Origin of the sequence: Methylobacter sp. (genome assembly GCF_030680395.1) — a bacterium.
GTDB lineage: Bacteria > Pseudomonadota > Gammaproteobacteria > Methylococcales > Methylomonadaceae > Methylobacter_A.
The window spans coordinates 48,723-63,435 of record NZ_JAUXVR010000024.1; the positions used below are offsets into that span (position 1 = coordinate 48,723).

14 protein-coding genes are annotated in these 14,713 nt (G+C 50.6%); 3 read left to right on the forward strand and 11 right to left on the reverse strand.

What is annotated here, in order from left to right; all coding sequences use genetic code 11:
• The first annotated feature begins 181 nt into the window (after positions 1-181).
• From Q8L79_RS09405 to Q8L79_RS09415, 3 genes are all read left to right on the forward strand, one after another.
• Entirely contained in the window at positions 182-1,300 is a 1,119-nt protein-coding gene (locus Q8L79_RS09405; protein ID WP_305270357.1) for a chemotaxis response regulator protein-glutamate methylesterase, read from the forward strand.
• 145 nt (positions 1,301-1,445) lie between these two features.
• Entirely contained in the window at positions 1,446-2,054 is a 609-nt protein-coding gene (locus Q8L79_RS09410; RefSeq protein ID WP_006892311.1) for a hypothetical protein, read from the forward strand.
• Between the two features lie 30 nt (positions 2,055-2,084).
• Positions 2,085-2,813, forward strand: coding sequence for an MBL fold metallo-hydrolase (locus tag Q8L79_RS09415; RefSeq protein WP_305270359.1), 729 nt, complete (start codon positions 2,085-2,087; stop codon positions 2,811-2,813).
• Positions 2,814-3,005: 192 nt separating this feature from the next.
• Here Q8L79_RS09415 and Q8L79_RS09420 read toward each other — a convergent pair whose 3' ends face one another.
• The 11 genes from Q8L79_RS09420 to Q8L79_RS09470 form a co-directional block, all read right to left on the reverse strand.
• Positions 3,006-4,148 carry an AI-2E family transporter gene (locus Q8L79_RS09420; RefSeq protein ID WP_305270361.1) on the reverse strand — a complete coding sequence of 381 codons (1,143 nt, stop codon included), beginning with the start codon at positions 4,146-4,148 and terminating at the stop codon, positions 3,006-3,008.
• A gap of 298 nt (positions 4,149-4,446) precedes the next feature.
• Complete coding sequence (locus Q8L79_RS09425; RefSeq protein WP_305270363.1) at positions 4,447-4,977, reverse strand: hypothetical protein; 531 nt, start codon at positions 4,975-4,977, stop codon at positions 4,447-4,449.
• A gap of 105 nt (positions 4,978-5,082) precedes the next feature.
• Positions 5,083-5,661, reverse strand: a complete 579-nt coding sequence (locus Q8L79_RS09430) for a DUF47 family protein (RefSeq protein WP_305270365.1) — start codon at positions 5,659-5,661, stop codon at positions 5,083-5,085.
• 5 nt (positions 5,662-5,666) lie between these two features.
• A complete protein-coding gene (locus Q8L79_RS09435) occupies positions 5,667-6,566 on the reverse strand; it encodes a polyphosphate kinase 2 family protein (RefSeq protein WP_305270367.1) in 900 nt (299 codons plus the stop codon).
• A gap of 32 nt (positions 6,567-6,598) precedes the next feature.
• A complete protein-coding gene (locus Q8L79_RS09440; protein WP_305270369.1) occupies positions 6,599-8,407 on the reverse strand; it encodes a V-type ATP synthase subunit A in 1,809 nt (602 codons plus the stop codon).
• Positions 8,397-9,056 (reverse strand): DUF2764 family protein, encoded by a 660-nt coding sequence (locus Q8L79_RS09445; RefSeq protein WP_305270371.1) that lies wholly within the window; start codon positions 9,054-9,056, stop codon positions 8,397-8,399. Before Q8L79_RS09445 ends, Q8L79_RS09440 begins: the two co-directional genes overlap by 11 nt.
• Before the next feature lie 15 nt (positions 9,057-9,071).
• Positions 9,072-9,731: a hypothetical protein gene (locus tag Q8L79_RS09450; RefSeq protein ID WP_305270372.1), complete on the reverse strand. Its 660-nt coding sequence runs from the start codon at positions 9,729-9,731 to the stop codon at positions 9,072-9,074.
• Between the two features lie 17 nt (positions 9,732-9,748).
• Complete coding sequence (locus tag Q8L79_RS09455; RefSeq protein ID WP_305270374.1) at positions 9,749-10,195, reverse strand: ATP synthase subunit C; 447 nt, start codon at positions 10,193-10,195, stop codon at positions 9,749-9,751.
• Positions 10,196-10,391: 196 nt separating this feature from the next.
• Positions 10,392-11,840, reverse strand: a complete 1,449-nt coding sequence (locus Q8L79_RS09460; protein ID WP_370869916.1) for a V-type ATP synthase subunit I — start codon at positions 11,838-11,840, stop codon at positions 10,392-10,394.
• Between the two features lie 317 nt (positions 11,841-12,157).
• Positions 12,158-12,781, reverse strand: a complete 624-nt coding sequence (locus Q8L79_RS09465) for a V-type ATP synthase subunit D (RefSeq protein ID WP_305270378.1) — start codon at positions 12,779-12,781, stop codon at positions 12,158-12,160.
• Positions 12,782-12,787: 6 nt separating this feature from the next.
• The gene (locus Q8L79_RS09470) at positions 12,788-14,131 is read right to left on the reverse strand and encodes a V-type ATP synthase subunit B (protein WP_305270380.1); all 1,344 of its coding nucleotides are present in this window, start codon (positions 14,129-14,131) and stop codon (positions 12,788-12,790) included.
• Between the last annotated feature and the right edge of the window lie 582 nt (positions 14,132-14,713).

Below are 14,713 nucleotides of genomic sequence, written 5' to 3' on the forward strand. Positions count from 1 at the left end.
TGAGTTTAAAATCGGAAGATTTGGAGTAGTACTGGATATTACATGAAAAAATGTGTGATTATCAGAATGAAAAACTTCATAAATTTCAGTAATGATGTCATCGCTTAAATTAAAGTGGTAACAATCAATATTAAAAATACACCTATTGACGGTGACGATGGGCTTCTTTTAGAGTGAATTTATGGGTAAGATACGCGTATTGGTTATTGACGATTCAGCATTAATCAGAAAAATACTGACTGAAGTTTTAAGTTCGTCACCTGACATTGAGGTAGTCGGTACCGCAGCAGATCCTCTTATTGCTAGGGAAATGATTAAACAATTAAATCCGGATGTATTAACGCTGGATATTGAAATGCCGCACATGGACGGGATAACTTTCTTAAGCAACTTGATGCGCTTAAGGCCAACTCCGGTTGTGATGATTTCCACGCTTACTGAACATGGTGCAGAGGCTACTTTAAATGCTCTGGCACTAGGTGCTGTAGATTTTATTGCTAAACCCAAAGTCGATGTTGTTAATACTCTGAATGAGTATGCCGAGGAAATTATTTCCAAGGTCATCGTTGCGGCGCAAGCAAAAGTAGGAAATGATTACAGTAGAGTGGTCAAACCCAAACACTCTGTAACAACTGTTCCCGAGATTTCAGAAAAACATTCAGTCGATGTGATTCTGAAAGCGGCACCTATAAAAACACATATTAACTCCACCAATAAAATAATTGCTTTGGGTGCCTCAACAGGTGGAACAGAAGCGATTAAAGCTGTGGTTAAAGGATTTCCAGCAGATACCCCGCCTATTTTAATAACGCAACATTTACCCGCTGCATTTAGTGAATCATTTGTTCGGCATATCGGGCTTGCAACGGAAATGTCAGCTTGTATTCCCAAACATGGCCAAATCGTTGAACCGGGTAATATTTATCTTTCACCTGGAGACAGGCACATGCTGGTGATTAGAGAAGGGAATAAATATATTATTCATTTGAGCGATGGATTGCCTGTCAATCGTCATAAACCGGCAGTTGATGTACTGTTTCGTTCAGTCGCCCAATGTGCAGGTGCTAATGCCATTGGTATACTATTAACAGGCATGGGTGCTGACGGAGCAATGGGCATGAAAGAAATGCATGATGCGGGTGCTAAAACAGTTATTCAGGATGAGCAATCCAGTGTGGTCTGGGGTATGCCGGGCGCTGCATTCAAGTTGGGGTGTACTGACTATGTGGTATCGTTAGAAGAAGTTTCGCATAAAGTGTTAAGCTTGGTTAAAGCTGGCAGTAGTGGTAAGGCTCTCTAATAACTTATCAGCCTTTTTCGGATGTAGTTGGCAGCGCTATCTTATATGAATTTATTTCATAAGAACTTACCATTGCAGGATAGGTAATGTATTGTGCCAGATGCAGAATTTTAAAAATATTACTTTTCATGTTGTGTAATTAAATATGACTAATCAGACTAAATCACAATTTATTGCAGTCGCTTCAATTACCTCGGAGTTAAGTGCAGTTATGGTGGTAGCTAAGGAAATATCATTAGCGGCGGCCAATGCCAAGGCTATTGCATTTAGGGCTGGAGATAAAGCAAAAGGATTTCAGCCGATTACTGACTTTATTAATGAATTGGCTAAAGAAACAATTGAACTGGTTACTAATATCAATATATATGCGTTGGTGTTATATCGATTGACTGTCGATGAATTCCAAAAAACGGCTGCTTATAATAAATTCGAGTTGGCAGCAAAAATGGCTGAAGGGGCCGTTTATGCCAAATCTATGCAGGAGCCGGTAGATCATGCAAGGCTTTCCATGCAAGATTGCCAGAGACAGTTTAAACGGGATGTGTCGCAACTGCTAGGTCAACTTGAGGCCGTGATGCATCATGCGCGTGCCGCGCGGGTTATTGCCGCAAACTCAAGAATTGAAGCATCACAGGCGGGTGAATATTTACAGAGCCTGCAAGCAGTTGCTGAAAGTGTAGATAAAGCTGCACATACCATTCATGATAATGTGCAGCGGTGCAGAATCGCATTATCCATTTATCGCAATAGCTGAATAGCTGCTAACACAGAAGGCTTGTTTTTTATGAAAATGACCAAGATATATGAAGGATCGCACCAATGGATTATGTTTGGAAGGGATGAAGGCAAGCCCGGTAATATAGTCGATACCAACCAATATGTAGTACGCACGGCAAACCGCTGTCTGCTTTTGGATCCAGGCGGTGCCGAGTTGTTTGCCCCGATGATGGCGGCTGTGTTGCATCATGCTCCTGTGGATCAAATAACGGATCTGTTCGCTTCGCATCAAGATCCTGACGTGATCTCATCATTGGGCTTATGGGATCAGGCCTTAACAAATGCCAAGCTCCATGCTCCGGCTATTTGGGAAGGTTTCTTACGGCATTACAGCTGTGAATCAATAGAATATGTTCCTATTCCAGATAATGGCGGAACAATTAAATTAGAGTCTGTGGAATTGCAGATTATTCCAGCCCATTATTTGCATTCATCCGGCAATTTTCATGTCTATGATCCGCAAGCCAAGATTTTGATGTCAGGTGATGTTGGGGCTGCTATCGAAGGGCCTGATTCTCCTGTGTTTGTCGATAATTTCGCTGCGCATGTTGAAAAAATGCGTTATTGGCATCAACGATGGATGCCGTCAAATCAGGCAAAAAGAGTATGGATTGAGCGGGTAAGAAATCTTGATATTGATATTTTGGCTCCACAGCATGGGCGGATGTTTAAGGGTGATGATGTCAAACGGTTTTTAGACTGGTTTGATGCTTTACAGGTAGGTATTGCTGTTTAATCAATTTTAAAACGTGACCAGTTCATTTGAAAAGGAAGCGATATTTTATGAAGCCTGTGGTTTTTCATTGATGTTTCTAATTTTGAGGGCTGGTTACGGTATAAATTGGATTTGTCATTAATTCAATGTTGTCGGATTTTTAAGGGTAATTTTTGTAACCAGCCAGCCCTTTCAAATGATTAAAACTTTATTCTATCGCTTTGGTTCAACATGACTGACTACTAGCACTTCTTTGATATTTTCTTCTTCACTTTTACGATATACCCAAGCCATAAACAATTGGTATCCCAAAGCCAACATCACCGAACCCAGAAACAAACCGATAATCCCACCGGTAGCCATGCCGCCTAACGCGCCCAGAAGAATCACCGGCATTGGTGCATCCACGCCTCGGCCTAACACCAAGGGTTTGAGGATATTGTCCGCCATCCCGGCAACCAGGGTATAAACAGCAAACATCACCGCTACCGTAGTGGAATCGTTAGTGTAAAACACATAAATGATGGTCGGCAGTGCAATAAAGATGGCAGGGATTTGAACGATGCCCAACAACAATACCAACAAGGCCCAAATACCGGCGGCGGGAATGCCCGCCAAGATAAACCCAGCCCCCAGTAAAAGGGCTTGAACGCAGGCAATGCCGATGACGCCCTGCGCCACGGCACGGATAGTCGCGGTCGCAAGCGCGACCAATACTTCCCCTTCCTCGGGTCCGGCCATCCGTTTGGCAATGGCCTTTGCCGCCGCATAGCCAGATGAGCCATAGGCCATCCATACCCCGGAAAGCACTAAGGCCGCCAAAAACATCAAAATGGCCTTGCCGGCGCTGGCGGCATAGCCCAGAATTTGTTTGGTGACTACGCTGATTTTGGGTTCGTATTTCGCTACTACGCCGCCAAGATCGGTATGCGCAGCCGACCATAACGCATATACTTTTTTCCCCACCACCGGCCATCCGGCGACAGATTCACTGGGCGCAGGCACTTGCAATGTCCCGCTTTGGACTTGTTTCACCAAGTCCGTGGATGAGTCCGCGAAGGAAAATGCCAATAAGGTAGTGGGGATGAATACGCTCAACACTATCACCAGCACCAAGGCCGTTGCGGCATAACCATCCCTGCCACCCATCTTGCGGACGATCAAGGTATGCAGGGGATACAAGGCCACAGCCAATATCAGCGACCATAACATCAAGCCGATAAAAGGCTTGAATATTTGATAGCAATAAACTACCAAAAAAACGAGCAATCCGAGGCGGATGAATAAGTCGAGCAATTTGCGCGAGATAAGCTTTTCCAAGGTCTTATCGGGTAACGGATTCTTTTCATTGTTCATAAGTGAAACTCAAATAATCCAGTATTAAGCAAGAAAGCCCCCTCAAGGGGGAGTTAGAGACAAACGGGGCAGTGCCCGATACAACGGCAGTCGCGTTAAATTCATGTCGTTTGTTTTGAGCATCCTTGCCCAAAACAAGCTATCGTAAAGCGAATTCCCGATTCAAACATAACGTCTTACTATTACCTATTAGTTCCTTGTGAGGATTACTTCCCTAGGGTTTGATAAAAATTATCTATCCAATAGATAACTCTCACACATTTCTGGATCAGTACAGATAAAGTCAGAGTGATTACACTTATTGATTCTTTCTCAGCAGCGGTAAATCGGATGCAATTTCGAGATCAAGTAAAAGGCCGATCTCGTATTCTACTTGCAAAAATTTTGTAGCAATTATTGGCGAAGTGGCTTTTTTTATTTTACCGTAATAATCTTCGAGCAATTCCAGCTTCTTTTTACGTATTGCAAAAGCACGTTTAGCAAGACTGTTTGCGGTATCGTCAGTCATCGTGTTCAAGTTGAACTGGTAATCGCGAATTAACGCCAGCCTTTCGTTATTAAGCTTTTTCAATTCCGACTCATACGGGTAATATTCGTGCCAGAAAGCATTATAATTCGGATCGTTCTGATCCAATTCCATAACCTGATTGATTAAGACCACCTTATCCTGTCTCATTTCTGCTCTGACATAGTCTACATACGCAACGGTCTTATCACTCATAGGTGGAGCTTTTGGTGTTTCTGTTGCACAACCGGTCAGCAGCGCTCCCATTACGGCAATCACCGATAAGCAGTATGCCTTTTTGTTCTCAACTGAGATGTTTATCATCTTATTTTCTCCATACAAACGAAATAAACGAAGAACACAAAAAACCTCTTCGTGTTGGGTTAAATGATCATTTGTTAAATACACTTCATTATTAGGAAATTTTCATCAACAACTGAATAGTTCAAAAGGTAACACTTTTAGTCTTTCGGCTTCTCTGAGGCCGGAAGTCCTGAACATGTAAAAATCATTACAAGGACTTCTCCAAGCGGGCAATAAACCGCTTAGGGCTTGCTTTCGACATATGAAGCGCTTGAAACTCCGCGCTACGGCTACGGTATGTTCCATTGCACTGCAGGCATGGCTGGTAAAATCGATCATCACTTCGCTAGAGTTGGCTGGAAATTCCGGTTTTCCAATGCCCAACAGCGTGAAATGTCTTCTCATGCGGTCGAGCATATGATCCAAATCCGATAGCAGACTGAGGATATCGGCCGAGGTGTCGGGCAACAACATCTCAGTGTACAGCGTTAAGCCGATATTTGAGCGCAGGCTGTCGCCAGTGGATTCGAAAGCAGCGAGCTGTTGCTGTTTGTCTTCGGTCGTCACAGCCCAGCCTTCTTTAAGATAGGCAATCATCCCTTCCTGATAAGCTAAAATCGCCATCGACACGGCATCCAACAGTTCCTGGATCAGCGACTGCACAATACGAGTCGTGCGAAAAGGGGAGAGTTTGAATTCCACCATGGTAATTATTCCTCTTCTAAGGTTTTTCGGGCTTGTTCCAACAACACGCGTTGCTCATCATCCATCTCGGGAAACTCAAGGTCGAGATCGCGCAATGTCGTGGTGACAATGTCGGCGACCACGGCTCGAGTCGCCCATTTGTCGTCGGCCGGCACAATATACCAGGGCGCCCATTTGGTGCTGGTTGCGCTGATGGCTTTTTCGTAGGCGTCGACATAATCGTCCCAGTAGCCGCGCTCGTTAAGATCGGCAAGTGAAAATTTCCAGTTTTTTTCGGCTCGTTCCAGCCTGTCCATGAATCGCTGTTTCTGTTCTTCCTTGGAGACGTGCAGAAAAAACTTCAACACGACCGTGCCGTTGCGCACCAGATGACGCTCGAAGGCGTTGATGTCGTCATAGCGATCCTGCCAAAACGCCTTGCCGTGCTTGCCGTCCGGAAGTTTTTGTTGTTCCAGCATGTCTTTGTGGACTTTGACCACCAGCACGTCTTCGTAGTAGGAACGGTTGAAAATGCCGATGCGGCCGCGCTCGGGCAGGGATTTCATATAACGCCAGAGGAAGTTATGGTCCAGTTCTTCGGCCGACGGCTTTTTGAAGCTGAAAACCTGGCAGCCCTGAGGATTGACGCCCGACATGACGTGCCTGATGGTGCCGTCCTTTCCCGCCGCATCCATGGCCTGCAACACGATCAACAAGGCGTAGCGGTCATCGGCGTAAAGCAATTGCTGGCATTCGGACAGCTCTTCAATGCTGGTTTGCAAAACCTCGTTTGCTCTTTCCTTAACGAACTTCTTACCTGCGGATTTGAATTCATCGGTTTGCTCCCAGCCGGTATGGTAATCCTTGAGCCGGATTTTTGTATCCGGCTTAACCTTGAACAAATCAATAACGTCTTTTCTAATCATGGCAATGCTCCTTGCAGCAGCTTTGGGGTCTATTAGGCGTTATGGCCCGGTAAATATTGATCGGCAAGTTGTTCGATGTCTTTGCCGTAGCGTTCGTAATCCGGCGAATCGGGACGGCTGTAATTCCAGTTTTTATAGAGGCCGGTCAGCTTGGTAAAAAAATCCCGGGCTTCGTTTTTGTCTTGAAACTTGAATTCCGCCACAACCAGCTTTTTTAACACCTTGAAACTGGCCAGCTGGCGCTCGCGGGGCATGCAGGCATCGACTTCGTCAAAAGCATCCTGCTGCAAATAAACCATGTCCAGCAGCATCGATTTTTGCCATTCGATGAAATCTTCCAGGGTAATGCCTTCTTCGCCGGTGACCTGCATGATTTGATAAATGCCGTCGCCGCGCTCCAGCAGGGTCATCATGTTTTTAACATCATTAACCCACTGTGCATTGAGTTCTTTGGTAAACCAGGGCGCCAATTGATCCAGGTAGCGGGACCACGACAGCAGCGGATCGATGGCCGGATAAAAGCGTTTGTAGGCGCGATCGGCGGACAAGCCGAGGAAGGTCTTGACGGTGCCGAGCGTGGACTGGGTGACCGGTTCCTCGAAATTGCCTCCCGCCGGAGACACCGTGCCAATCAAGGTCAGCGTGCCGGTGGAGCCGTCGGCGCAACGGATTACGCCGGCGCGCTCGTAAAGATTCTTGATCGCGGAATCGAGATAGGCCGGGAATGCTTCTTCGCCGGGGATTTCCTCCATCCTGCCCGACGTTTCGCGCATCGCCTGCGCCCAGCGCGACGTCGAGTCGGCAATCAGCAACACGTCGTAGCCCATTTGGCGGAAATATTCCCCCAGCGTGATACCGGTGTAGATTGATGCTTCGCGGGCCGCGACCGGCATTGAGGAGGTGTTGCAGATAATGATGGTGCGATCCATTAACGTGCCGCCGGTGCGGGGATCGGCCGTTTCCGGGTATTCGTGGATGGTTTCGACGACTTCCCCGGCGCGTTCGCCGCAAGCGACAATGATCACGATGTCGACGCTGGAGTAGCGCGCGATCAGGCTCTGCAAAACCGTCTTGCCGGCGCCGAACGGCCCTGGGATGCAGCCCGTGCCGCCTTGGGCAATCGGGAAAAAAGTGTCGATGATGCGGGTGGCGGTGGTCAGCGGTTTCGATGGGAACTGCCGCTCAATAAAACGCCTGCGCAGCAGGTTCTCTGGAATCGGACGCCGGATCGGCCAGCGGCACGCCATGGTCAATTCCTTTTCTTCACCGTTCGACGTCTTGTAGCGCGCCACAACCTCGTTAATGGAAAAACTGCCGCCTCGAATCCAGGTCAACTGGACAGGTTCCGCTTCATTGAAAGGAACCATGATCTTGTGTTTGAACGGGCCTTCGGGCACCGATCCTAGCACGCCGCCGGGAGGCAAGGAATCGCCTATCTCCGCATCCGGCGTAAACTGCCATTTTTTATCGGGATCAAGCGGCGGCATTATGATGCCGCGCGGCAGAAAAAAACCGTATTTTTGCGCCAGGCCGTGCAAAGGGTTAAGCAAGCCGTCGAAAACCTGGCCCAGCAGCCCGGGGCCCAAGGTTGCTGAAAGCATTTCACCGGACAGCTCCACCCGGTCGCCAACCCGCACGCCGCGGGTATCCTCGAACACCTGCATGTCTGCGGTGCGTCCCCGCACCCGAAGGATTTCGGCCTTCAGCCGTTCTTCGCCGACGCAGACGTAGCCGACTTCGTTTTTCATCACTTCGGAGGCTTCGTCAAACTCGATCAGGACCAGACTTTCCTTGACGCCTACCACGGTCGCATAGACGGCGCCGGTATTTTCATTGGACATGTTTTATCTCCTCGATCAATACTTGGAAGCGTTGTTTCGCGGCGCTTGCATCGCGTTGTAGCCAAGCCTGCAAAATATCCCATTTGAATACAAAGGCGGTGATCGCTTCGAAACCGAAAGGACGCATATCACCCAAACGGGACAGCTTCCGCCATACGGTATCCATCAGCAGGCGGTCCAACGCCATCGCATCGGCAGCCGCCAGATAGCTGTCGGCTTCGTTCACCCAGGGATAAACCGTGCCCAGGCGAAAATCGGCTGCATCCCAATGCGCTTCGATATGCTTGACCCAATGGCCGACGCCCCAGCCTCCAGTGTATTGCTCCGGATCACGTCCGGCTTGCCTGATGCGCAGTGCGGCAACAACGGTTTGTATATCCAGTCGGTATTCCACGAACTCCCGTAACACCGGTTCGCTTATGCGTTGCAGCCCAGTCTTATATTGTGCGGCGATATTGCCGCCGCACAATTTGCCGGCAGACAGCCGCCAACCGGCCAGAAATTCAGCCTGGAAGATTTGCCGGCTTTGATCCGTCTCCAGCATGCGCAAACGCTGTTCCAGGCGCAAACGGCTTAGGGGAAGCCGCTCGGCATCCGCGAAATAGGGCAGGTGCGGAAAACTGGCTACGACCGTATAGTAATTCGTCATGGCTGGGGACATCCTTTATTCCGCACCCGTCAAAATGGCCTGGAAACGTGGCAGTAAGTGTGCGGCAAGCATTTTGGATATCGCCTTGTCGGACAAATCGATTTCCAGTTGCTCGCCGACCAAGCGCACCTTCGCGCCGCCTTCGGTGACGCTGGATGGGATCAATTCAACACCCTCGCGCAACATATCGCTGGAAAGGCTCAAGATGGTCTGTTTACCCAGATCGCGCAGCTTTGGATCGGGCTTTCCGGTCAATAGGGCTTCGGACAGCAGAATTTGAATTTGTTTGTCTTTGATAAATTCTTCCGCGCTGTGTCCGGCCAATACTAACACCAGGTTTTTCATCAACTCCCGATCCTGCGTCGCCGTGGTGACCAAACGGCGGACAAAGGTCTCGAATGCGGCAGAGACGCCGTTCTTCAACCGCAATACGGTGTCGCGGGCAGAAATCTTTAAGGCTTCCTGTGCTGCGGCCTGCTCGGCTTTGATATCCGCCGTGGCTTTAGCGCGCAATTGCTCGACCTGTTTTTGCGCGTCGGCCACTAATTGCGAGGCTTTCGCTTCCGCTTCCGCAAGAATGCGCGCGGCTTCCAGATTGGCGCTTTGCACGCCCTGGTCGCGGATTCTGTCGATCAGCGCTTGTACGCTGGACTCAGTGTTAATTAGCTCGGTCATGATTCGGCTCCGTCAGCTTATTTGGGAATGCCGGCGGAAAGCACCAGCGCAAATACGAATGAGAACACCGCAAAACCTTCGACCAACGCCGCCGGTGCCAGGGAAATACCGAAAATTTCCAGTTTGCTTTTCGAAGCATTGATCGCCGAAGCGCAGGCATCGCCCTGGGAGAAGGCGCTAAGCATCAACGCCAGTCCGGTCAGAATGCCCAAGCCGAAAATGCCCGGTGAGTTTTCGATCGTTATCTCTCGGCGTAGCGCCATGGTGACAACGATGCCGTAGATGGTTTGTGAAGAAGGCATCGCGGCAACGCCGATGTAACGGCCGTATCCGCTTTCGACATCCAGCAGAGCGCCGCAAGCCGCCATACCGGCGCGAGCGCAGCCGACCATACTGCCGACAGCTCCCAAAGCCAACGGCGCGAACATCCCCAACCAACCAAGCGACACGATAAAAGCATCCATAGTAAACCTCCAGGCGTTATTAAAGTTTTTGTAATATTCTGTTGCGGGGCATGCATGCCGCTACGCAGGTACCGTTAAGTTAAGGCGGATGGCGATCTCTCCTAATCGCAATGACGCTGTAGGAACGGGCCGCGTCCGCGATATTTGTTCAGCGAATGCAGAGTTTCAGCCTCTTCATCGCGGGCATGGCCCGCTCCTACAGCCCTCTGCGACGGAAGGGCTTGAACAACGATCCTTCTTCCTTCAATCCCCAATTAAAAAATTCGATCACGTTAAGGCGTAAGCCGTGAATGAGCGCACTCGCCAAGCCCAACAGGAGATTGACCGCATGCCCCAATAACAGCACCAGAAAGGCGAAGAAAATGCCAACCCCCGGCATCGCGTCATGGATTCCCATAGCCATATTATTAAATTCAGCAGCCAATGAGCCGCTGGCTAGCCCCAGCGCAAACAGACGAAGATAGCTGAGCACGTCGCCGAAAGCCCCGGACAGCTTGGTCAAGCCGAGCAGGCCCTTCAACATGCGGGACAACGGTTTTTCGAAAGGCGCCGCGAACAACAACACCAGCAGGACGCCGACGCCGGCAAGAACCACCGACAGCGGCTTTAACACGCTTGGCGCGAAGGCCGTTGACAGCAAAAACGCCAGTCCGCCAGCGACAATGCTGGCCCAGCCGACCGACTCCAAGCCTTCGACGCGGTTCTTATGCCTGGCCGCATCCAGCGCCGCTCCCAAAATGACGTGGATGCAGCCGATGAACACCGAAATCGCCATCATCAGATTGGTGTCGCTCATGTCCAATAAATGCAATGAAGCCAGCAGCGAGCCCTCGGGGGGAGTCACTCCGAAATAGCTGCCGATCAGCATGCCGTAAAGCAGGGAAAAAACAACGATCGCCAGGCACAAGGGCCGGAATCGCCTTCCGCCCGGCGATGCGCCCATTTTGCGCCAAAAGGACAACAACACAGCTCCCAGCAACAACGCATAACCGGCATCGGCCAGGATCATTGCGAAAAACAGCGCAAAGGAGATAAAAACGATCTGCGAGGGATCCCAGGTCCGATAACCCGGCGTCATGTAGAAATTGACCAGGTCTTCACCGGCAGCAAGCCAGGGCGGGTTGTCCAAAAAGGTTGGCGGGTTGTCGTCAGGCTGCACATCCCGGGCATCGATATGCACCCCATGCTGGCGCGTATAGCTTTCAAGTTCCGCAAGCCGTGTGTGCGGAACCCAGCCGCGCAGCGCGAACATGCCAGTTCGGGTGTAACTCTGGTTTTGCGCGGCGTCCAATGCAGCCTTATCTTCCAAGGTGGCGACATTGTCGCGCAGCAGGCTGTACCAGCGGGTCAAATAGGCGCGTTCCGCTTGCAGATCTTCGATAGCCAACTCCACTTCTTCAAGATGCGCCTCCAATTGATGACGCGGCTGGCTACCGATATGGGTGCGGTTGACCGGCATGCTTTCCGGCTCGTTTTCGGAAATAACCACCACGTAGTAATAGCGGCTGTCTTTCTTGACGATCTCATGGGACAGCGGCAAATCCCTGATTAAAACCCTATCGCGGTGCGGTATGGCATAGAACCATAGGCGTAGGCCGCCCATTTCGGACAAGGGCGAAAATTCAAAATCGCCCCATGGCCGCATGTCCTGAATGCGCTTGATCAGAAAATCGCGCTCGTCGGACAGCGCTTGCAAGTGCTGCCGCACATCGAGCACCTGCCGTTCGACGGCTAACGCATCGAAACGCTTGGTGTCCCTGCTTTGCCGCCTCCGCTGCGGATAGTCGCGCAAGAATTGCAGCGCTTCCCGCGCACCTGCGCCGGGTCCTGCGGCATTCTGGTTTTCGCTCTCCGCCGCGAACGGTTCGATATGCAGGCAGCCTGATTCCTGCAAGTCCTGCAACAAGCGTTCCCGGTCCTCAGTCATGCCTACAAAAGTGACCTTATCTAATTGGACGATGCTCATTCCGAAGCCTCCGCGAGCGCGTTCCGCTGTTGCAATTGTTTCGATTTGGCGAGTTTTGACGTCACCACCGCGGCGCGTTCGGTTTCGCCGAGATAAATACGGATGCGCTGGATGTTGCGGTGCGCGGTCGGAATCAGGACTTTGTCGAACAAATTGACCCGTTGCGTCACCCGCCGTAATTGCAGGCGCAAAATATCCAGGCGCTGGGCGGCAATCTCGGCGCGCAGCCGGCAGGTTTTGGCGTCTTTCAAACGCTGCACCAGCATGTCGAGCCAGGCAGGCGTCGCCAACGGTGAATAGTCGGCGACTTGGCAATCAAGCGATTCCAGTACCGGCAGCCTGACGCCGACGATATTCTGTTCACCCAGCTTATAGCCTTTGACGACCACCAAATCGCGCAAATGCAGACCTTCATCGGCGAGCATCGGCAATTCCTCGCCGATGCGTGTTTCCAAAGCGTCGATCTGCGCCACGGCGACCGCGTGTTCTTCCTGCGCCTTCTGCGCTTCCATCGTCAATTGCCGGCGTTTCAGGTCGAGCGACGGCAACAGACGCTTATAGAGCTTCAACTGTTCCTGTTGGTGATGCAGCGATTGCTTGCTGAGTTTCAGCTTGGCCATGGCGTGTTACCCCTGCGCTGCTTGGTTAGATTGTTGCGGAAAATATTTGTCGACCAGATTTTTTTTCATCAGCAACTCGTCTTTACTGAAACACTCCGCCAAGGTCTGCCAGCATAAATCCAGCGCTTCGATGACCGGGATGGAAACCTTGATATCCATGAATCGCCCCTTGAACAACTTACCGAACTTCAACAGCTTGTGGTCGAAAGGCGACAATTCGAAAGCCATCTCCTGCTTCTTTTGCGCTTCGACCGAGCCGGAATAAAAGCGGATCATCGTGTTCATGATCTGGCTGTGATCCTCGCGCGTGGCCTTGCCGATGACGTGCTGCTTCAGACGCGACAAGGAACCGAACGGGTCGATAAAGCCGTCGTGCAGATAAAACTGTCCTTCGGTGATATAGCCGGTATTGTCGGGAACCGGATGGGTGACATCATCCCCCGGCATGGTGGTCGCGGTCAGAATAGTGACAGAACCTGCGCCCTTGAAGCCGCAGGCTTTTTCATAGCGTTGCGCGAACTGTGTGTACAAATCGCCCATATAGCCACGCACGGCTGGAATCCGTTCCTGAGCGACACCGAGCTCTTTCATCGCATCGGCGTAAGCGGTCATGTCGGTCAACAACACCAGCACCCGCTTGTTTTCCTCGACCGCCATTTTTTCGGCCACAGCCAAAGCCATATCCGGTATTATCAAGCGCTCGACCAACGGGTCCGAAGCTTGATTGACATACATCACCGTCCGGTGAAACACGCCATGGGCTTCGAACGAGGTGCGGAAGAAGTGGTAATCGTCGAAAATCAAACCCATGCCGCCAAACACCAACACATCGGCATTGGCCTGAAAGCCGATGCGGGCGAGCAATTCGTTATACGGCTCGCCCGCAACCGAGAAAATCGGTATTTTTTGGCTTTCGACCAGACAATTGAACAGATCGATCATCGGAACCTTGGTTTCGATCATGTGCGTCGGCATCACACGCATCACCGGATTAACGGTCGGCCCCCCCACCGGAATGCGAGGATCGACAGCGAGTTCCGGCCCGCCATCAATCGGATCGCCGGAGCCACGGAATATCCTGCCCAGAATGTTGGGTGAATAAACGACGTCCAGACTGCGTCCGAGAAAATTCACCGTAGCGCCGGTGGACAGGCCCTTGCCGCCGGAAAATACCTGAAGACTGACAATATCGCGGTCCAGATCGACAACTTTCGCCAGGGAACTCTCGCCATCGGTGTTTTCAACAACGGCCATTTCGCCGAAAGCCCGGCCTTTGGCGCGAACCCGAATGGTGTCGCCGACAATTTCGAGAAGACGGGTGTGGCGGGCGAGATTATTAATTTGATTCATTACGAAAGCTCCCTATGATCAACACCCAAAAAGCAAAGAGTTAATATCGCTGTTTGCCGGAATGGCGCATTAGCTGGAGAACATACTATTCCTGCGTAAGCAGGTCGCGCTATTGGACCTTAGTCCAAGGCTCATGTTGGAGTCTCATCTTGTACCAGGACGCTTACTTGTTAAGGGGCGCAATGAAGTCTAAGCACATAGTCGATTGCCTATCAGCGAGGCAATCCAAACTCGACGAGAGAAATTTCCGAGTGAGGGGTGTCGCAATTGGAGAGAAGTTTAACGTTGCTCAGTAAACTGTTTTTAATTCTAGTGGCTTACGGAATCCGTGTCTTTGTCATGCATAATGAAACATATCGGGGTTTGGGATGCTGATAGTGAAAAATTATGATAACTACGAATAGCTGCTATCGACCCCTTGCGGCCATTCGCCCCTCTGTACTCCGTGCGTCTGTTTTCTGTCCCTTTGCCAACGTTCATTTCAGGCTACTTTTGAAGTAGCTCATTAAAGCAGGCTGGCCTGGGCGACGACGTATGTGACCTTATACAAGGTCTTGGGCGGGGGATGGTAATCGTCCCGAT